Below are 19,444 nucleotides of genomic sequence, written 5' to 3'. Positions count from 1 at the left end.
TCAGCTCAGAATAGGGCGAATCGCGGTTTCGCCGTCATCAGCCAGACGATGGCGAGAATGGCGGCGAAGGCGGGAAAACCGCAGGCGAACCAGATCCGGTACAGCCTGTGATAGCGCGGCGGCAGGGGCATTCCGGATGCCGCCGCAGCCCCGGCGAGATCGCGCAAGGTCGTCTGGATCCTGACGACCGGCAGCCAGAACAAGCCGATGACGACGTAGAGAATCAGCGACAGGGCGATCCATCCCTCGGAGAGGGGCCAGCCCACCGCGCGTGCCAGCAGCCAACCCGTCACCGGTTGGATGACCGCCGCCGTCGCCGTGAAGAGCGTGTCGGCGACGACCACCGTCCCCGCCACATGGGCGATCAGGTCGGGCCGTCCCGTGCGGTGCGCCATCGTCATGAAGAAGGCGATGCCGGCCCCGGTGCCCAGTAGGATCGTCGCGCCGATGACGTGCAGCCAGCGCAGGAGATCGACGTACTCCATCGGGGTCAGCGCTCGTCGGCCAGCGCATAGGCCACGAGGGCCAGCATCGCCCCGGGCAGGGTCTTGAGATAGGCGCCGAGGGGATCGAGCCAGAGGCCGGCGGCGATGGCCGAGCCGAAGAAGAGGTAGATCCCCGTCATCGCCGCCATGCCGAGGGCGGCGAGCGGCATGGTGCGCCTCACCAGGATCGCGGCCCCCAGCGCCAGGTCGACGAAAATCCCGGCGAGCACCGTGACCCGCGCCGTCACCGCATCGATGCCGTGGTCGGTCATCGCCGCCATGGCGGCGTCGAGATGCGTCAGGGCGATCAGGCCCGAGAGCAGCCAGAACAGCGAGAGCGTGGCGAGGATCGCCGGCTTCAGGAGCCAGAGCCGGCCGAACCAGCGTTCCTGCACCCCGGACGGCATCCGCCGAAGGCTCTCCGACAGGGAGGAGAGCGGTGAGCCCGCGACCCGCTCCCAGGCGGTCGGATCTCCGTCGATGCCGGCCTCGATCTGGCGCAGAGCCGTGATGCGGATGGGAGTCCGCCAGCCGAGTCGGCCGACAAGATCGCCCATGCGGAAACCGGCCCGGAGGAGCCAGGACGAGACCGGCAGCGCGAGCGGGGCCGGAGGGCGCCCGAGCCAGGCGCGGTAGGCCGCGACGATGTCCGGCAGGGTGTGGCCTTGATCCTCGACGAGGTCGTACTGCGCCCGTACGGCGATCCCTCCCTCCACCGCGAGGAGGACCGCCCCCGCTACGTCCTGCACATGGACGGTCTGGATCGGCCGGAGAGAGGGCATCCGCGTGAAGGCCACCGGAAGCGACGCCAACCCGCGTATCAGGCCGGTGGCGCCGTAGGAGACGGGCGCGACGACGAGGCCGGGCCTCAGGATCACCCAGTCGAGATCGAGGGCGCAAAGGGCCGCATCGGCCTCGGCCTTGCTGCGCATGAATTCGGTGGGGGCATCGGGCGAGGCTCCCACGGCCGAAACCTGGACGATTCGCCGGATGCCCATCTGCCGGCAGCAGGCGAACAGGGCGCGCATGGCGACCGCTTGGACGGCGCGCACATCGTCGCGCGGGCCGTCCCGCAAGGCGCCCGAGCAGTTCACCACGGCGTCGAACCCGGTGAGGATCGTTGTCCAATCCTCCGGCTCGGCCAGTCTCGCGATGTCGCACGCGATCCAGTCGGCATCGGGGTGACGCCATCGCGCTGACCGGACGTCCCGCCCCAGACCCGTCACCGCATGGCCGGCGGCGAGGCAGCGGGAGACCACCGCCGAGCCGATGAGGCCGTAGCCTCCGAGAACCAGGATTCGCATCTATCGGTGATCCACCGCTCCGATCGCGTCTCGGCCCACCCTTGGCAGGTTTGCCTAAATCAAGCGTGACCGTTCGCGAGGCGGAAACCCGTCAATCCTCGGGCCCGTAGGCCGCGAAGAACACGCGGATGGCCTCGCTCACGCGGGGCGCGATCTCGCCTTGCGTCACCGGACCGCCCGCCGCGAAGAGCAGGCGCGTCAGCAGCCCGGCCTGGCACAGATGCAGGAAGTGCTTGGCGGCGAGTTCCGTATCCGCGCGGCGCAAACGACCCGCCGCCACCTGGCGGTCGAGATAGGCGGTGAGCCGCGCCACCCCCTGTGCCGGGCCGGCCTCGTAGAAGGCCTGGCCGAAGCGCGGAAACTTCTCCGTCGCCCCGATCACCATCCGGATGATCGCCACGTGGTCCGGACGGATCATGTGGACGAGGTAGGTCTCGCCGAGCCGGGTGAGAACCCCGCGCACGTCCGGATCGTCGGCATCGAGCTGGAATAAAGCCTCGGCGAGGCCGCGCTTCTCCTCCAGGGTCAGCGCCTCGAACAACGCCTCCTTGCTGTCGAAATAGACGTAGAGCGTGCCCTTCGACACGCCTGCCGCCTTGGCGATCTCGCCCATGCTGGCTCCGTCGAAGCCCGAGGCCATGAAGACCGAGCGCGCGCCGTCGAGGATCTGCCGACGCTTATCGGTCTCCGCCGGGTTTCTAGCGCCCGTCCCGTTCGACGTTGGAACGTCCCCTCCGCCTGCCACCACCTCTCCCTCCGATTGACCGAACCGTTCAGTCATCCTAACTAGGTGCAATCGACGGCCTCGGTCAATCCGATGCCGAAATTGACCGAACGGTTCGGTCAATTCATTTGTTTCGGGACGGGATCATGTCTCTGCGTGACGATGATGGGCACCGCGACGCGTCCTCGGGGGCGGTTAATTCCGACGATGTCGTGGCGCCGGTGGCCTCGCCGGCGATCCCCGTCGTGGCCGGACCGCCGACCGCGCCGCCGGCCGGAGCGGTCGCATCACCTGCGAAGCGACGTCCTCTGCGCAAGGCCATCCTGGCGAGCCTCGTCGTCCTCGGCCTCGCCGGCGGCGGTTACAAGGGCTACGAATGGTGGACGGTGGGACGCTTCTTCGTCTCCACCGACGACGCCTATGTCCAGGCCGACATCTCGATCCTCGCCGCCAAGGTTCCCGGCTATCTCGCCGCCGTGCCGGTGATGAACGGGCAGGCGGTGCGGAAGGGCGACGTGATCGCCCGCCTCGACGACGGCGATTATCGCCTCGCCGCCCAAGCCGCGCATGACAAGCTCCTGACGCAGCAGGCCACCATCGCCCGCATCGGCCGGCAGGTGGAGGCCGCGCAGGCCCAGATCCTCCAGAGCGCAGCGCAGATCGATGCGGCCAAGGCCGATTCCATTCGCGCCGCCGCCGATTACGCCCGCCAGCAGCAGCTGGAGAAGGTCGATTTCGTCGCCAAATCTCGGATCGAGCAGGCTCTGGCCGACCGTAACCGCACCGAGGCCACGGTGAAGGGCGCCGAGGCGAACCTCGCCATGATGAAAGCCAATGTCGAGGTGCTGCGGGCTCAGGGCCGGGAGGCGGAAGGGCTCGCGGCCGAACTGAAGACCGCCGAGGACAGGGCCGCCCGCGACCTCTCCTTCACGGTGATCCAGGCCCCCTTCGACGGCGTCGTCGGCAACAAGGCCGTGGAGGCGGGCGCCTATGTCGCGCCGGGCTCGCGGGTCGCCGCCCTCGTTCCCCTGGAGAGCGTGCGGATCGACGCGAACTTCAAGGAGACGCAGGTCGAGCGAATGCATCCCGGTCAGCGCGTCCATATCGCGGTGGACGCCTATCCCGGTCAGGACATCGTGGGTGAGGTCGAATCCCTGTCACCGGCCTCGGGCTCGGTCTTCAGCCTGCTGCCGCCGGACAACGCTACCGGCAATTTCACTAAGATCGTGCAGCGCCTTCCGGTGCGTATCCACGTGCCGGCGGACGTCGCCCATGAGGGGCTCCTGCGTCCGGGTCTCTCCGTCACCGTGCGTGTCGATACCCGCGACGGGGGCGAGCCCGTCCGCACGGCGTGGCGGCATTAGGGGCCGATCATGGCCGCTACCGCCACCATCGCGCCGGCACCCGCCGCCGAGCCGCCCCTCGATCGCCGTCGCATGGTGGCCTTCGTCTGCATGGTGTTCGGGATGTTCATGGCCATCCTGGACATCCAGATCGTCTCGGCATCGCTGGCCGAGATCCAGGCCGGGCTCTCTGCCTCGGGCGACGAGATCCCCTGGGTCCAGACCAGCTATCTCATCGCCGAGGTCATCGCGATCCCGCTCTCCGGCTTCCTGTCGCGGGTGATCTCGACCCGCTGGATGTTCGTGGTCTCGGCCGGCGGCTTCACCCTGATGAGCCTGATGTGCGCGACCTCGACCTCGATCAACGAGATGATCCTGTGGCGGGCGCTGCAGGGCTTCATCGGCGGCGGCATGATCCCTACCGTCTTCGCCTCGGCCTTTACGATCTTCCCGCCCTCCAAGCGCCCCATCGTCTCGCCGATGATCGGCCTCGTGGCGACGCTCGCCCCCACCATCGGCCCGACCGTGGGCGGCTATCTGACGGATGCGTTCGACTGGCACTGGCTGTTTCTCATCAACGTGGTGCCGGGCATCGTCGTCACCGTCTCGACCTACCTGCTCGTCGATTTCGACGAGCCCAACCTCGACCTGTTCAAGCGCTTCGACTGGTTCGGTCTCGCCTTCATGGCCGCCTTCCTCGGTTGCCTCGAATACGTGTTGGAGGAGGGGCCGAACCACGACTGGCTTCAGGACGAGGCGGTCTTCGCCTGCGCCATCGTCTGCGTCGTGGGCGGTGTCGCCTTCTTCTGGCGCGCGCTCACGGCGGCAGAGCCCATCGTCGACCTGCGCGCCTTCTCCGACCGCAACTTCGCGGCGGGCTGCATCTTCAGCTTCGTCCTCGGCATCGGCCTCTACGGCCTGACCTATCTCTACCCGGTCTATCTCGGACGCGTGCGCGGCTACTCCGCCCTGCAGATCGGCGAGACGATGTTCGTCTCAGGCCTGTGCATGTTCGCCACCGCGCCCATCGCGGGCCGATTCTCGGGCAAGGTCGATCCGCGCATCCTGATGGGGATCGGCTTCACCGGCTTCGCCGCCGGCACGTGGATCGTCACCGGGCTGACCAAGGATTGGGATTTCTGGGAATTGCTGCTGCCGCAGGTCCTGCGCGGCTGCTCGCTGATGCTGTGCATGATCCCGATCAACAACATCGCGCTCGGCACGCTTCCGCCGGCGCGGATGAAGAACGCGTCCGGCCTCTACAACCTGACCCGCAACCTCGGCGGGGCGGTGGGCCTCGCCCTCATCAACACCGTGCTCAACGACCGCTGGGATCTGCATCTCGCCCGTCTGCACGAGCGCTTCACCTGGACGAACAATACCGTGCTGGAGCGGCTCGACATGACGCGCCGCCAGTTCGATGCGCTGGGCCTCGACGGCAACGCCATGGCCCTCAAGGCGATGATGAACACGGTGCGGATGCAGGGTCTGGTGATGGGCTTCACCGACGTCTTCCTGGTTCTGACCTTCCTGTTCCTCGCCATGGCCTGCGCGACGCCGCTGATCCGCCGGCCGCGCGCCGCCGCTCCGGCGGGCGGCGGCCATTGAGACGACTGCTCCGGCCGAGCCCTTAACCCTCCACCGAGGAATACGGGGACGGGCGAGCCGCATGCGACGATCTCGCCGGCCCCGTCCGGTTTGCGTTCGCTCGTCCGCGATCCGATCTGCTATGGACGTGTGTTGGCCCCTCGCGAGGCCCTGAGGATCGACGAATGGACTTTCTAGCTTCGATGGGGGGGACGGCCTCCGGCTTCTTCGGGTCGGTGATCCCCTTCGTCATCGTGCTCAGCATCGTGGTGTTCGTCCACGAGATGGGCCACTTCCTCGTCGGCCGCTGGTGCGGGGTCGGCGTCCATGCCTTCTCCCTTGGGTTCGGCCCCGAACTCTTCGGCTTCAACGACCGCCATGGTACCCGTTGGAAGGTCTCGGCGATCCCGCTCGGCGGCTACGTCAAGTTCCACGGCGACGCGAACGGCGCCAGCGTGGCCGATCCCGCCGCCCTCGCGCGCATGACGCCGGAGGAGCGCGCCACGAGTTTCCCGGCCCAGAGCCTGGGTAAGCGCGCGGCCATCGTCGCCGCCGGACCCATCGCCAACTTCCTCCTGGCCATCGCGCTCTTTGCCGGGGCGATCTATGTCTCCGGCCGCTACGAGCTTCCGCCGCGCATCGACGGCGTGATGCCGGGCAGTGCGGCCGAGCGGGCGGGCTTCCAGCCCGGCGACCTCGTCACGTCCATCGACGGGACGCAGGTGACCAACTTCCTCGACATGCAGCGCACCGTCTCCGGCAGCGCCGGCGCCAGCCTCGCCGTCACCGTCGACCGCGGCGGCGAGACGAAGACCCTGACCGCGATTCCCGACGCGGTGGAGGAGCGCACGCCGTTCGGCAAGCACCGCCTCGGCCGCCTCGGCATCAAGGGACCGAACGGCGCCGACGCCCAGGTTCGGCATTACGGCCTCGTCCAATCCCTCGGGCTCGGCGTGTCGGAGACCTATTTCGTGGTCGACCGGACGATGAACTACCTCGGCAAGCTGGTGACCGGGCGCGAATCCGCCGATCAGCTCTCCGGACCCATCGGGATCGCCCGCGTTTCGGGCGAGGTCGCCAAGGTCGGCGGTGTCGGCGGGCTCATCGGCCTCGTGGCGCTCCTATCCGTGTCGATCGGCCTGCTTAACCTTTTCCCGGTCCCCCTCCTCGATGGCGGGCACCTGTTGTTCTACGCGTTCGAGGCCGTTCGCGGCCGTCCCCTGAGCGAGAAGACCCAGGAGATCGGCTTCCGGATCGGGCTCGCCCTGGTGCTGTTCCTGATGCTGTTCGCCGCCTGGAACGACATCCTGAACCTCGGCGCGTCCTGGTCCGGACGGGGTTCCTGACCCGGCGCCATCGTCTCCGCGGCGGCGCGGAGCGCGTCTCTCGCAAGGCTGTGGATGTCTCCGTAACGCCTTGATCGAGCTCGATAATCGAAAAGCCCGCCCGGTCCTCGGGGCGGGCTTTTTGCTGCAAATTGACGATTGATTCACCTTATCGAGCGATGAACGGGAACCGTTAAGTGACCGGAAGGCCACGTCTCCCCAAAATCCCCCCTACAGCCCAGGTCCGAGCGTTTGCTTCGCTCGGGAAACTCGGTAGAAGCTGAGCTTGGGACCAGGTGACGGGACGGTCGGACAACGACCGCCTGTCTGCGGGTGCAAACCCGGACTGTTAATAAATAGAGACGGGCGATTACATGATGTCGATGACGGGGAAGCGCCGGCGGAAGTCGGCCGAACGGACCATCGTCCTAGTCGCTGCCGCGGCCGCAGGGCTGGTTCTGGGCGGTACGGCACAGGCGCAGCAGATCGTCGTCCAGGGTAACAAGCGCGTCGATGCCGACACGATCCGGTCCTACGTGACCGGCACGGCCTCGGGATCTCCCGAAGAGGCCCGCCGCAACCTTCTGGCGAGCGGCATGTTCTCCGACGTCAAGGTCTCGCGCAGCGGCGGCGGGACGGTGGTGACGGTGCGCGAGAACAACCTCATCAACCGCGTCGTGTTCGAGGGGAACAAGAAGGTCGAGAAGGGGACGCTCGAAGCCGAGGTCGAGGCCAAGGCCCGCGGCGGCTTCAGCGAGGGCATCGTCCAGGCCGATCTTCAGCGCATCCGCGAGATCTACCGCCGCGCCGGCCGCGGCACCGCCAAGGTGAGCTTCCGCACCGTCGATCTGCCCAACGGCCGCATCGACCTGATCTACGTGATCGAGGAAGGCGACAAGACCGGCATCAAGGCGATCAAGTTCGTCGGCAACAGCGCCTATTCCGACAGCAAGCTGCGCGAGCTGATGAGCTCGTCGGAGATGAACTTCCTCTCGTTCATCAAGACCTCGGACGTCTACGATCCCGACCGGATCACCAACGATCTCGACCTCGTGCGCCGCTACTACCTGAAGAACGGTTATGCCGATTTCCGGGTGGTGAATGCCGATGCGCGCTACGTCGAAGGCGAGGGCGATGCCGGCTGGGTCATCACCGTCACCGTGGACGAGGGTCAGCAATACACCGTCGGCGCGGTGGCCATCGATTCGCGCCTGCCGGGTGTCGACACCCAGATCCTCGACGGCGAGGTCCGCGCCGCCGTGGGCGACGTCTACAACGCCGAGGACGTGGAGAAGACCCTCTCCGGTGTGACCAACCAGGTCGCCCGCCAGGGCTTCCCCTTCGCCCAGGTCCGCCCCACCGGCCAGCGCGACCGCGCCTCCCACACCGTGGCCCTCGGCTTCGTCGTCGAGGACGGCCCGCGCGTCTATGTCGAGCGCATCAACATCCGCGGCAACACCCGCACCCGCGACTACGTCATCCGCCGCGAGCTCGATCTCACCGAGGGTGATGCCTATAACCGCGTTCTCACCGATCGCGCCGAGCGTCGCCTGAATGGTCTCGGCTTCTTCAAGAAGGTCCGTTTCTCCAACGAGCCGGGCTCGTCGGCCGACCGCGTGATCATCAACATCGACGTCGAGGATCAGCCCACGGGTTCGTTCTCGGTGGCGGGCGGCTACTCCACCCAGGACGGCATCATCGGCGAAGTCTCGGTCTCCGAGTCGAACTTCCTCGGTCGCGGCCAGTATGTCCGCGTCGCCGGCACCGGCGGCCAGTACTCCCGCGGCGTCGACTTCTCCTTCACCGAGCCGTACTTCCTCGGTTACCGCCTCGCCGCCGGCTTCGACGCCTTCTACAAGTACAGCGATCTGACCCGCTACTCGCGCTATGAGACCACCGTCTACGGTGGCCAGATCCGCGTCGGCCTGCCGATCACGGAAGAGTTCGGCGTCACCTTGCGCTACTCGCTCTACAACACCGAGTTGACGATCCCGAACAGCACCAAGCGGCCGTATAACGACTGTTCGAACCCGATCCCCGGTTTCACAACGGTGAACCCGGCGGGCACGATCGACCCCGTCTCCGGCCTCAACACGGGCGGTCTGGCGCGCTACCCGGATAATTGTGCCTTCAATGGCGAAGCCTCGATTGCTCTTAAGGGCTCGACCGGCAACACGCTCACCTCGCTTGCCGGTGTGACGCTTGCCTATTCGACGCTGGACAACCTCGCCCAGCCGCGGAACGGCCTCTATGCCGAGCTGAAACCCGAAATCGCCGGTCTCGGCGGTGACTCGAAGTTCTTCCGCGTGGCTGGCGACGTTCGCTACTACAAGGAATTTTACGAGGACGTGGTCGGCTTCGCCCGCTTCCAGGGCGGCCATATCTCGCCGCTCACCGACGAGAAGCTGCGCATCACCGATCAGTACTTCCTCGGCCCGTCGCTCGTTCGCGGCTTCGCGCCCAACGGTATCGGTCCCCGCGACGTCGGCAGCGCCGACTCCCGTTCGAATGCCGTCGGCGGTACGACTTACTTCGGCGGTACGCTCGAAGTTCAGTTCCCGATCTACGGTATTCCGCGTGATCTCGGTCTGAAGGGCGCCGTCTTCGCCGATGCCGGTACGCTGTTCGGCTACAACAGCCGCACCCAGTTCAACGTGAACGGCGACGCGATCATCAACGGCATCGCACCCGGCGGGGCCTGTGCCTACACGGCGCTGGGTGCCGGAGCGATCACCGTCGAGCCGGAATGCCTGAACGTCCGCGACAAGATGACGATCCGCTCCTCGATCGGTGCGTCCATCCTGTGGAACTCGCCGCTGGGCCCGATCCGCTTCGATTACGCCTACGCCCTGACCAAGGACGAGGGCCAGAAGATCTACAACGCCGATGGCAGCTTCCTCGGCCGCGTCGGCAAGGATCAGCTCCAGGCCTTCCGCTTCTCCGGCGGTTCGCGCTTCTGAGCCAAGACGCACGGGCTTCCTTCTCGAAGCCCGTGCGTTGTCGCATCATGTCTGATCCCATCTTCTTCGCATCCAGCACGGCCCTCAGCCTCGGCGACATCGCCGGGGCTGCCGGCATTTCGCTTCCCGAAGGCGCGGACCCTGGCGCGATGGTCGGCGGCGCGTCTCCCTTGGAGACCGCAGGCCCCGGCGACCTCGCCTATATGGACAACGCCCGCTACGGCGATGTCCTGGCGCAGACGAAGGCGCTGGCCTGCCTCGTCTCACCGCGCTTCGCGGCCAAGGTGCCACCGACGACGGTGGCCCTGGTCACGCGTGATCCGTACCGGGTCTATGCCGGCCTGCTGGCGCGCTTCCACCCGGAGGCCATGCGGCCCCACTCGCAATTCGCCACCGAGGGGGTATCTCCGGGCGCCCATGTCCATCCCAAGGCCCGCCTCGAAGACGGCGTGATCGTCGATCCCGGCGCCGTGATCGGTCCCGGTGCCGAGATCGGTTCGGGGACGGTCATCGGCCCGAACGCCGTGATCGGCCCCAATGTCCGCATCGGCCGCGATTGCTCCATCGGGGCGGGGGTGACCCTGGCCTATGCCCTCGTCGGTAACCGCGTGATCCTTCATCCCGGCGCGCGCATCGGCCAGGACGGATTCGGCTTCGCCATGGGACCGGGCGGGCATCTCAAGGTGCCCCAGACTGGCCGCGTCATCGTGCAGGACGATGTCGAGATCGGCGCCAACACCACGATCGATCGCGGCGCCGGACGCGATACCGTGATCGGGGAGGGGACCAAGATCGATAACCTCGTCCAGATCGCCCATAACGTCGTCATCGGGCGCCACTGCGTCATCGTCTCGGGTGTGGGCATTTCCGGCTCGACCACGTTGGAGGATTACGTGGTCCTCGGCGGCCAGGTCGGCGTGGTCGGGCACCTGCGGATCGGCATGGGCTCGCAGATCGCCGGGTCTTCGAACGTCAACCGGGACGTCCCGCCCGGAAGCCGCTGGGGTGGTACGCCGGCCAAGCCCGTGCGCACCTGGTTCCGCGAACTCACCGCTCTCGCCCGCCTCGCGGAAAAGTCGGGCCGCGACACGAGCGAGCCCCCCAAGGACTGAGCCGGAACCGTCCCCGGCACGGGATGACCGGCTGCACGACTCTCCGAGACTTGCATCCGTTGGCGTTTATGCCGATGACGACGTTCGGTTTTCTTCCAAGGTTCGGGGCGAGGCGTCAGGGGCGCCGGGGCGCCATGGGATTGTTCGATCGATGAGTGACATGCCGAAAGATCTGGGCTCGGCCGACATCCAGAAGATCCTGGAACTTCTGCCCCATCGCTACCCGTTCCTGATGATCGACCGCATCATCGAGATCGACGGGGATCGCTCCTGCATCGGGATCAAGAACGTCTCGTTCAACGAGCCGCAATTCACCGGGCATTTTCCGGGCCTGCCGGTGTTCCCGGGCGTCCTGCTGATCGAGGGCATGGCCCAGACCGCCGGCGCCATCTGCTGCCAGCACATCAAGACCGACGAGATGCGGGCCAAGCAGGTGTTCTTCATGACCATCGACAAGTGCAAGTTCCGCAAGCCCGTCGTGCCCGGCGACACGGTGCGGTACCACATGACGAAGATGAACCAGCGCCGGACCATGTGGTGGTTCAAGGGCCAGGCGCGGGTGGGTGACACCCTCGTGGCCGAGGCCGAGATCGGCGCCATGCTGGTGACGGAGTGAGCGCATTGGCCGAGATCCATCCGAGCTCCGTCATCGAAGACGGGGCCACGATCGGCGAAGGCGTGCGGATCGGCCCCTTCTGCCATGTCGGGCCGGAGGTCGTCCTGGGCGAGGGCTGCGAGCTCGTCAGTCACGTGGTCGTCGCCGGACGCACCGGAATCGGTCCCCGCACCAAGCTCTACCCCTTCTCGTCCATCGGTCATCCACCGCAGGATCTGAAGTTTCGCGGCGAGGCGTCGACGCTGACTATCGGGGCCGACTGCCTGATTCGCGAAGGCGTCACGATGAATCCCGGCACGGCCGGCGGCGGCCTCGAGACGGTCGTCGGCGACAAGTGCACCTTTCTTGCCAATTCCCATGTGGGGCACGATTGCCGGGTGGGCGATGGGGTCGTCTTCTCCAACAACGTCATGCTCGCCGGCCATTGCAGCGTCGGCGACTATGCGATTCTCGGTGGTGGAGCCGCCGTGATCCAGTTCGCCCGCGTCGGGGCCCATGCCTTCGTCGGCGGCCTCTCGGGGTTGGAGAACGATTGCATTCCCTACGGCATGGCGCTCGGCAACCGCGCTTATCTCTCGGGCCTCAACATCATCGGCCTGCAGCGCCGGGGTTTCGCCCGCGAGGATATCCATGCCCTGCGCCGGGCCTATCGCCTGCTCTTTGCCCAGGAGGGCACCCTGATGGAGCGTGTGGAGGACGTGGCGGCGGAGTTCGAGGCGCATCGTGCCGTGGCCGAGATCATCGCCTTCATCCGCGTGGGCGGTAAACGCTCGATCTGCACCCCGCGCGAGAATCCGGGCTCGGCTTGACCGCCTCTCTCCAGCCGACCTCTCTTGTCGATCCCCATCCGGAGGAGCGTCTGGTTCTGGTCGCCGGCGCGGGGCGGCTCCCCGAACTCGTGGCCGAATCCCTCGATAGGTCGGGACGCCCGTTCCGGGTGCTCGCCATCCGTGGTTTCGCCGAACGCCCGATGCGCGCACGCGCCGAGGCCACGGTCGATCTCCTCGACATCGCCGGTGCGTTGCAGATCCTCGAGGCCTGGGGGCCGGCCTGCGTCATACCGGTGGGCGGAGTCTCGCGGCCCAACCCCGCCGCCATCCTCAACGCGGCGGCGGCCTTGCGGAATCGCGATGCGCTCCGGGCCATTTCGGGGGGAGGGGACGACCGGCTGCTGCGGGGCGCCCTCGTCCTTCTGGAGGATAACGGCCACCGCGTCGTCGGCATCCACGACGTGGCGCCGGACCTGCTGAGTCCAGAGGGGCAGCTCGGGCGCCTCGCGCCGGATCTCGCGGCGCGGGCCTCCATCGCCACGGGTTGCGGCATCCTCGCGGCATTGGCCGCCTACGATGTCGGCCAGGCGATCGTCGTCGCGGCCCAGCGCGCGCTGGCGGTGGAGGGGCCGGAGGGCACCGACCGGATGCTCGCCCGCGCGCGTGCCCTCGGGCGCAAGCCGTTCGGATTGGGCACGGCTCAGCCCGGTACCGTGTTGGTGAAACTCGCCAAGACCGGCCAGGATCTGCGGGTCGACCTGCCGGCCATCGGTCCGCGCACGGTGAAGGCCGCCGCAGCGGCGGGCTGCGCCGGCATCGCCATCCAGGCGGGCTACACCCTCATCATCGACAGGGACGCCACGGTGGCCGAGGCCGACCGTGCGGGCCTGTTCCTCATCGGTTTGCGGATTGAGGCATGACCATGCATCCGTCCAGACGAATCTGGCTCGTTGCCGGCGAGGATTCTGGCGATCAGCTCGGCGCCAAGCTCATGCGGGCGTTGTCGGACCTCTCCGACGGGCAGGTGACGTTCGGTGGGGTCGGCGGCGAGGCCATGGCCGCGCAGGGCTTCCTCTCCCTGTTTCCCCTCGATGACGTGGCGGTGATGGGCTACCTGCCCGTGGCGGCCCGCCTGCGCACCCTTCTGCGCCGCATTCGCCAGACGGTGCGGGACATCGTCGAAGCGCGCCCGGACGTCCTCGTCATCATCGACAGTCCCGGTTTCACCCATGCGGTCGCCTCGCGGGTGCGAAAGCGCCTGCCCGATCTGCCCATCGTCGATTACGTCTCTCCCAGCGTCTGGGCGTGGAGGCCTTGGCGTGCGGCGAAGATGCGGCCGTTCATCGACCACGTCCTGGCGCTCCTGCCCTTCGAACCGGAGGCGCATCGCCGGCTCGGCGGCCCGGACTGCACCTATGTCGGGCATCCGCTCATCGAGCGTCTGGCCGAGCTGCGCCCGGATTCCGCGGAGGCGGCGGCGCGGGAGGGGACGCCGCCGACCCTCGTGATCCTGCCGGGCTCGCGCCGCTCCGAGATCGAGCGGCTGATGCCGGTCTTCGGTGCCACCCTGGACCTTCTCGTGCAGCGATACGGGCCTATCGACGCCGTGCTCCCGGCGGTCACACGCCATCGCGCCATGATCGAGCGATTGGCTCTTTCCTGGTCCCGCCCTGTGACGATCGTGCATGGCGAGGCGGCGAAATACGCGGCCTTCCGGCGGTCCCGCGCGGCCCTGGCGGCCTCGGGCACGGTCACCCTCGAACTCGCCCTGGCCGGTGTGCCAATGGTCGTCGCCTACAAGGTCTCGCGCCTGGAGGAGGCCGTGGCGCGGCGGCTGATCCAGGTGCCGACCATCGTGCTGCCGAATCTGATCCTCGGCGAGAATGCCATGCCCGAATTCATTCAGGCCGAATGCACCCCCGGCCGCCTGGGCGAGGCCCTGCTTCCGCTCCTCAAGGGCGGCGCGGCGCGTGACGCGCAGGTGCGCTCGCTTCAACGCATCGACGGCTCGATGCGCCTCGCGGGCGATGACGAGCCGAGCCGCAAGGCAGCGAGAATCGTGCTGTCGGCGGCTCGCCCCGCGGTCAGCGGACCGTCGTCGACGTAAGCGCTTTCGGTCTCGCGCCCCGCATGACTTCCGAGGCCTGGAGGGCGCTGGGCGGGAGGGCCCGGTCGTCCGCCCCGCGTGTCGAGGACAGGGACGGCATATCCGGTGTTCGCGCTGCCTCGTCGCGTCCGAACGCGTAGCCGGCATTCACGCCCGCATAGAAGCCGGTGAAATCCTCGGCCTGCGCTGGAACCGCGAAAGCCGTCGGCAGGCACAGGCTCATCGTCATGAAGACGGTACGCATCGCTGTTCCCGGCACCCGGCATCGTCCCTTCGGATCGTTTCGTTCGGAGACCGTCATAGGGTTTCCCCCGAGGATGCTGGATACGAAAAACGGCGACCCGAAGGCCGCCGCTGATTCGTCTCTCCGTGGGCAAGGCCGCGTAACCGCGGTCTGACCCGAAAGCTCTCTCACCGATCAGTAATCTGCGTTGATGCTCTGAGCCTCGCGGCCCTTCTGGCCGTCGATCACGCTGAGGGTGACCTGCTGGCCTTCGGCGAGGGACTCGAGTCCGGCGCGCGACAGGGCCGAGCGGTGCACGAACACGTCCTTGCCGCCGTCATTGACGGAGACGAAGCCGAAGCCCTTGGCCGGGTCGTACCACTTCACGGTGCCGCTCATCTCGACCGACGGACCGCTGGCGAAACGACCGCCACCGCCGCCAGCACCACCGCCGAAGCGATCGTTGCCGCCACCGTAGCTGCCGCCACCGCCGCTGAAGCGATCACCACCACCGAAACCACCGGCGCGGGGTGCGGGCGCACGACGCGGGGCCTCGGCCTCGGCCGTCGAGGTGTCGACGCTGGTCACGTCCGTGACCTGCGGACCCTTTTGGCCCTGCGCGGTGTGGACGGTCAGGCGCGTGCCGGGAAGCAGATCGGCATGGCCCGCAGCCTCGACTGCGCGGATGTGAAGGAACGCGTCGCCGGAACCGTCAGCCAGTTCGACGAAGCCGAAGCCCTTCTCCTTATTGAACCACTTGACCGTCGCGTCACGCTCCGGTCCAGAGGGAGCGGCTGCAGCACGGGCCGGACCACGATCGAAACCGCCGCCGCCACCGCCATATCCACCGCCGAAGCCACCGCTCGGGGGTGCCTGATCCGGCCAGCGAGGCTCGGCACCACCCTCATCGAAGCCGCGCTTCTGCGGCCCCCTGAAATCACGACCACGTCCCATCGAAAGCTCGCAAAAACCGTCCGCCGACCATCTGTCTTTGAATACCGGGTGCGCGCCGTCCCAGACGGGCACTGCACCACACTATCATCACTCTCAGCAGCGGTGACCAAGAATAACGCCTTAGTCCTGACTGAATCTTGGCTCTCTCGCAAGGTGCTTCTCGCCGGACTCTGCAAGGTTCCGCGGATTTCCTGCGACAGATTACGTACTCCGTTCCGTCTCAGGCCTGCCTTTCCGACAGGAGGCCATTGCGTACAGGATGCGCAAACGCCATGCGGATGAACGACTTCGCGTTCCCAATTTTTCCTGATCGCGTTAGGAAAATGCACATCGATGGCCGCTAGGATGCGCACAGGCGCCTGCGAAAGCCGGTGGCCCGGAACCCCTGGCCGATGATCGCAACCCCGTCATTTCCGGATCTTTCGGCCCTCGTCGTGGACGAGAGCCTCTATATTCGCCGAATCGTTCGCGACATGCTGATGCGCGTGGGAATCAAACGCGTCCTCGAAGCGCCGGACGGTGCCGAGGCGCTGGGTGTGCTGGCCGAGAGCAAGCCGGACATCACGATCATCGACTGGGACCTCGCCATCCTGTCCGGCGAGGAGTTCATCCGCCTCGCCCGCACGCCCACCACGTCGCCGTCGCCCACCGTGCCGATCATCCTGATGCTGGCGCAGCCCCGCCGCAACGTCGTCGACCGTGCCATCTCCCTCGGGGTCAACGAGATCATCGCCAAACCGTTCTCGCCCAAGACCCTGTGGTCGCGCCTGGACGAAGTCATCAACCGGCCCCGGCCGTTCTCCCAGGTGAAGAGCCTCCTGCGTCCGGTGCCGAGAATGACGGCAGCCGGCAAAGCTCTCTAAGCCGATCATAGATCGAGGCTTTGCACTGACGCCCAAGGCCTGTAGGCTTCTTATCGCATGACGGTCGACCTACCCGGTCGGGCCACGATCGAGGATGCCGGCTAGGCCGATGAGGGAAGAGAGCGCCGCCATGATGCCGGCCCGCCCTATGGCTGGCCCGTCTTCACCGAGCGCTCCCGCCTTGCCGGATGCGGCTCGGTCGCCCGTGGTGGGTTACCGGCCCGGACGGCGCAATGCTTACGCCGCCCTCGACCTCGGCACGAACAATTGCCGCCTTCTGATCGCCGAGCCTGCGTCCCACGGCTTTCGCGTGGTCGATGCCTTCTCGCGCATCGTCCGGCTCGGCGAAGGGCTGGGGACGTCCGACCGTCTCAGCGAAGCCGCCGTGGAGCGCACGCTGGAGGCTCTGCGCGTCTGCCGCGCCAAGATGGAATCACGCGGCGTCGCCCGTGCCAAGATCATCGCCACGGAAGCGTGCCGGCTTGCTGTCAACGGGGCGGATTTCGTGGCGCGCGTGCGCGACGAGGTGGGGCTCGATCTCGAAATCGTCGACCGGCAGACCGAGGCCTACCTCGCCGTCACCGGCTGCGCCGCCCTGGCCGACCCCTATTCGGAATCGGTTGTCATCTTCGATATCGGCGGCGGCTCCACCGAGATCGCCTGGCTCGACGGCGCGGCCACCAACCCTTCGGCGGACCCCACTTTACGGATCCGCGCCTGGGATTCCCTCCCCGTCGGGGTGGTCACCCTGGCCGAGCGGCACGGAACTGCCGATGTCACCCGCCTGACGTTCGAGGGCATGGTGGAGGAGGTGGCCGACATGCTGTCGCGCTTTGCCATCCGCGCCGCGCCGGCGGCCAATGCCCGGCATTTCCATCTCCTCGGCACGTCCGGAACGGTGACGACGCTGGCCGCCATGCATCTGCGACTGGCACGCTACGAGCGCCGCCGCGTCGATGGCTTGTGGATGAGCGACGGCGAAGTCAGCGACGCCATCGACGATCTGCTCGACACGCGCCTCGACCAGAGGGCAGACAATCCCTGCATCGGCCGTGATCGGGCCGATCTCGTGCTCGCGGGTTGCGCCATCCTGGAAGCGATCCGCCGGGCATTCCCCTCCGAACGGCTACGCATCGCCGACCGGGGGCTGCGCGAAGGTCTTTTGATGAACATGATGCGCGAAGACGGCGTCTGGCGCCGCGGAGGCTACCGTTGACCGACAGGCGTGGTGCGGGCGGCGGGTTGCGGGGCGATCTCAAGCAGCGGGTCAAGACGGGGCGGGGCCGTACCGCCTCTCAGAAGCGCTGGCTCGAACGGCAGCTCAACGATCCCTACGTGGCGCGGGCCAAGCGCGAGGGATACCGTTCCCGCGCGGCCTTCAAGCTTCTCGAGATCGACGAGCGCTTCAAGATCCTGAAGCCGAACCAGAAGATCATCGATCTGGGGGCCGCACCCGGCGGCTGGTCCCAGGTCGCCGCCAAGATCGTCGGGCCGAGCGGGCGGATCGTCGGCATCGATCTGCTCGAGATCGAGCCGATGGTCGGCGTCGAGTTCATCACCCTCGACTTCCTCGATCCCGACGCCCCGAAGCGGCTGATCGATCTTCTCGGCGGGCAGGCCGATATCGTCATGTCCGACATGGCGGCGAACACGACCGGCCACAAGCAGACAGACCATTTGCGCATCATCGGCCTCGCCGAGACCGCCGCCGAATTCGCCCGCGAGGTGTTGGCGCCGGGCGGCACCTATCTCGCCAAGGTCTTCCAGGGCGGGACGGAGGGCACGCTCCTCGCCGACCTGAAACGCGACTTCACCCTGGTGCGCCACGTGAAGCCCTCGGCGAGCCGCGCCGATTCGAGCGAACTCTACGTGCTGGCGACCGGGTTTCGCGGAGCCGTCGCCGAAACTGCCGAGGACGACGCCTGACAGCGGATGGCAATGAGGGCTCTCATGGCCGTCTGCCGGTTTGATCGCAGGGCGGCGACCGTTCGCCGGGCGAGCCGATGTCGACCGGCGGTTGGGATCTGCGCCGCCCGGTATGAGCCGTCGCGGTCAGAGTCCCGGCGGGATCAGGATCGGGTAGCATCGCGCGCCGGCACCCGCTGCCAGGACCTCGACCGCGCCCACGGTGGAGGCGTCACCCGCCACATGCACGACGTCGGTGGTCTTCAGGCCGGTGAGGTGTGCGGTGAGGGGGCCCGGACGAACATCCGGGGGGCGCTGCCGCGTCCTGTCGGCGACGAGGGTGATCCGTGAGACTCCCGTGGCCCTGAGCCAGTCGAGCGACGGGCGCATGTAGAGGTCGAGGGGGTCGCTCGCCCCGATCACCACCACGATCTCGCGCTGTGGCTCGATGTAGCGCGCCGCCCGGGCGATCGCCCAGATCGGCGCGAAGCCGGTCTCGCGGCCGACGAGGAGAAGACGACCGCCGCCGGGACGATAATAGCCGCGACCGACCGGACCCTTGATCTTGACCGGATGCCCGAGAAGGATCTCCTCGCCGAGGGCATGGGCGACCGCGTCGCAGGCATGTCCGAGACGCAGGTGGAAGACGAGTTCGTTGAGCTCCGTCGTGCCGTCGAGGCGCAGGGTCGGGCTCACGTCGATCGGGTCGAACCCTTCGAACGCGGCGGTGACCTGGTGACCGGGCTCGATGTCGAGACGGCGCGTGATCGTGACCACGACCTCGACCACATGGGCGCCGAGGGGAACGATCTGCGTGACGGTGCCGACCCGGCGCGCCTGGGCGGCCGGCTTCACCTCGGCGAAGACAAGGCTCTCGGCCGCCTTGGACGGGCGGGGCGTGGAGAGCTTGACGGGCTCTGCCCGGTGCAGGCGGGCCTGGGCGCGGCGCGACGACGGGCTGGCGCCCTGGCCGAGGAGATGTGACCCGTGCAGGCCGGTGGTGGGGGCGATCACGCCGTCGGCAAGGGCGGCTTCGAGCGGCGTATCGCCGGTCGAGACCCGCACGGCCTTGCCGTTGACGACAAGCGAGCAGCGCGCGCTCATGGTCGAGCCTCGAATGGTGAGAGAAGTCGAAAGGAAGCCGGCGTCGGATGACGCGCGCCGGC

General features: G+C 67.5%; 18 protein-coding genes. 12 read left to right on the top strand and 6 right to left on the bottom strand.

Features of this window, described 5'->3' with window-relative positions:
• Positions 1-5 precede the first annotated feature (5 nt).
• The 3 genes from MBTS_RS05065 to MBTS_RS05055 form a co-directional block, all read right to left on the bottom strand.
• Positions 6-485, bottom strand: coding sequence for a DUF2269 family protein (locus MBTS_RS05065; RefSeq protein ID WP_147829111.1), 480 nt, complete (start codon positions 483-485; stop codon positions 6-8).
• Positions 486-490: 5 nt separating this feature from the next.
• Positions 491-1,789, bottom strand: coding sequence for an SDR family oxidoreductase (locus MBTS_RS05060; RefSeq protein ID WP_192215208.1), 1,299 nt, complete (start codon positions 1,787-1,789; stop codon positions 491-493).
• A 91-nt stretch (positions 1,790-1,880) separates the two neighbouring features.
• A complete protein-coding gene (locus tag MBTS_RS05055) occupies positions 1,881-2,570 on the bottom strand; it encodes a TetR/AcrR family transcriptional regulator (RefSeq protein WP_210322659.1) in 690 nt (229 codons plus the stop codon).
• An 89-nt stretch (positions 2,571-2,659) separates the two neighbouring features.
• Between MBTS_RS05055 and MBTS_RS05050 the strand changes: the two genes are divergently transcribed.
• The 9 genes from MBTS_RS05050 to lpxB all read left to right on the top strand — a co-directional run bounded on the left by MBTS_RS05050 (position 2,660) and on the right by lpxB (position 14,333).
• A complete protein-coding gene (locus MBTS_RS05050) occupies positions 2,660-3,877 on the top strand; it encodes an HlyD family secretion protein (RefSeq protein WP_056140889.1) in 1,218 nt (405 codons plus the stop codon).
• Between the two features lie 9 nt (positions 3,878-3,886).
• The gene (locus MBTS_RS05045; RefSeq protein WP_056140540.1) at positions 3,887-5,464 is read left to right on the top strand and encodes a DHA2 family efflux MFS transporter permease subunit; all 1,578 of its coding nucleotides are present in this window, start codon (positions 3,887-3,889) and stop codon (positions 5,462-5,464) included.
• A gap of 164 nt (positions 5,465-5,628) precedes the next feature.
• A complete protein-coding gene (gene rseP / locus MBTS_RS05040) occupies positions 5,629-6,789 on the top strand; it encodes an RIP metalloprotease RseP (RefSeq protein WP_026176144.1) in 1,161 nt (386 codons plus the stop codon).
• Between the two features lie 353 nt (positions 6,790-7,142).
• A complete protein-coding gene (gene bamA, locus MBTS_RS05035; protein ID WP_147829121.1) occupies positions 7,143-9,728 on the top strand; it encodes an outer membrane protein assembly factor BamA in 2,586 nt (861 codons plus the stop codon).
• 47 nt (positions 9,729-9,775) lie between these two features.
• Positions 9,776-10,840, top strand: a complete 1,065-nt coding sequence (gene lpxD, locus MBTS_RS05030) for a UDP-3-O-(3-hydroxymyristoyl)glucosamine N-acyltransferase (RefSeq protein ID WP_147829123.1) — start codon at positions 9,776-9,778, stop codon at positions 10,838-10,840.
• Between the two features lie 160 nt (positions 10,841-11,000).
• Positions 11,001-11,456 carry a 3-hydroxyacyl-ACP dehydratase FabZ gene (fabZ, locus tag MBTS_RS05025; RefSeq protein WP_373321248.1) on the top strand — a complete coding sequence of 152 codons (456 nt, stop codon included), beginning with the start codon at positions 11,001-11,003 and terminating at the stop codon, positions 11,454-11,456.
• Positions 11,457-11,461: 5 nt separating this feature from the next.
• Complete coding sequence (gene lpxA / locus MBTS_RS05020; protein WP_018045018.1) at positions 11,462-12,265, top strand: acyl-ACP--UDP-N-acetylglucosamine O-acyltransferase; 804 nt, start codon at positions 11,462-11,464, stop codon at positions 12,263-12,265.
• Positions 12,262-13,146, top strand: coding sequence for an LpxI family protein (locus tag MBTS_RS05015; RefSeq protein WP_192215207.1), 885 nt, complete (start codon positions 12,262-12,264; stop codon positions 13,144-13,146). The genes lpxA and MBTS_RS05015 overlap by 4 nt, the downstream gene beginning before the upstream one ends.
• Positions 13,143-14,333 (top strand): lipid-A-disaccharide synthase, encoded by a 1,191-nt coding sequence (lpxB, locus tag MBTS_RS05010; RefSeq protein WP_187273290.1) that lies wholly within the window; start codon positions 13,143-13,145, stop codon positions 14,331-14,333. Before MBTS_RS05015 ends, lpxB begins: the two co-directional genes overlap by 4 nt.
• Here lpxB and MBTS_RS05005 read toward each other — a convergent pair.
• Positions 14,311-14,577, bottom strand: coding sequence for a hypothetical protein (locus MBTS_RS05005; protein WP_147829127.1), 267 nt, complete (start codon positions 14,575-14,577; stop codon positions 14,311-14,313). The genes lpxB and MBTS_RS05005 overlap by 23 nt on opposite strands.
• A 174-nt stretch (positions 14,578-14,751) precedes the next feature.
• On the bottom strand, positions 14,752-15,510 hold the full coding sequence (locus MBTS_RS05000; RefSeq protein ID WP_018045014.1) for a cold-shock protein: 759 nt from the start codon (positions 15,508-15,510) through the stop codon (positions 14,752-14,754).
• Between the two features lie 392 nt (positions 15,511-15,902).
• Between MBTS_RS05000 and MBTS_RS04995 the strand changes: the two genes are divergently transcribed.
• The 3 genes from MBTS_RS04995 (at position 15,903) to MBTS_RS04985 (ending at position 18,299) form a co-directional block, all read left to right on the top strand.
• Positions 15,903-16,373, top strand: a complete 471-nt coding sequence (locus MBTS_RS04995; RefSeq protein ID WP_018045013.1) for a response regulator — start codon at positions 15,903-15,905, stop codon at positions 16,371-16,373.
• A 109-nt stretch (positions 16,374-16,482) separates the two neighbouring features.
• Positions 16,483-17,589 (top strand): Ppx/GppA phosphatase family protein, encoded by a 1,107-nt coding sequence (locus tag MBTS_RS04990; RefSeq protein ID WP_026176142.1) that lies wholly within the window; start codon positions 16,483-16,485, stop codon positions 17,587-17,589.
• Entirely contained in the window at positions 17,586-18,299 is a 714-nt protein-coding gene (locus MBTS_RS04985) for an RlmE family RNA methyltransferase (protein WP_056140564.1), read from the top strand. The genes MBTS_RS04990 and MBTS_RS04985 overlap by 4 nt, the downstream gene beginning before the upstream one ends.
• A 126-nt stretch (positions 18,300-18,425) precedes the next feature.
• Here MBTS_RS04985 and MBTS_RS04980 read toward each other — a convergent pair whose 3' ends face one another.
• Entirely contained in the window at positions 18,426-19,382 is a 957-nt protein-coding gene (locus MBTS_RS04980) for a ferredoxin reductase domain-containing protein (protein WP_187273291.1), read from the bottom strand.
• Positions 19,383-19,444: the final 62 nt, after the last annotated feature.

Origin of the sequence: Methylobacterium bullatum, assembly GCF_014845095.1 — a bacterium.
GTDB lineage: Bacteria > Pseudomonadota > Alphaproteobacteria > Rhizobiales > Beijerinckiaceae > Methylobacterium > Methylobacterium bullatum.
This window is presented reverse-complemented; position numbering and strand designations above follow the sequence as displayed.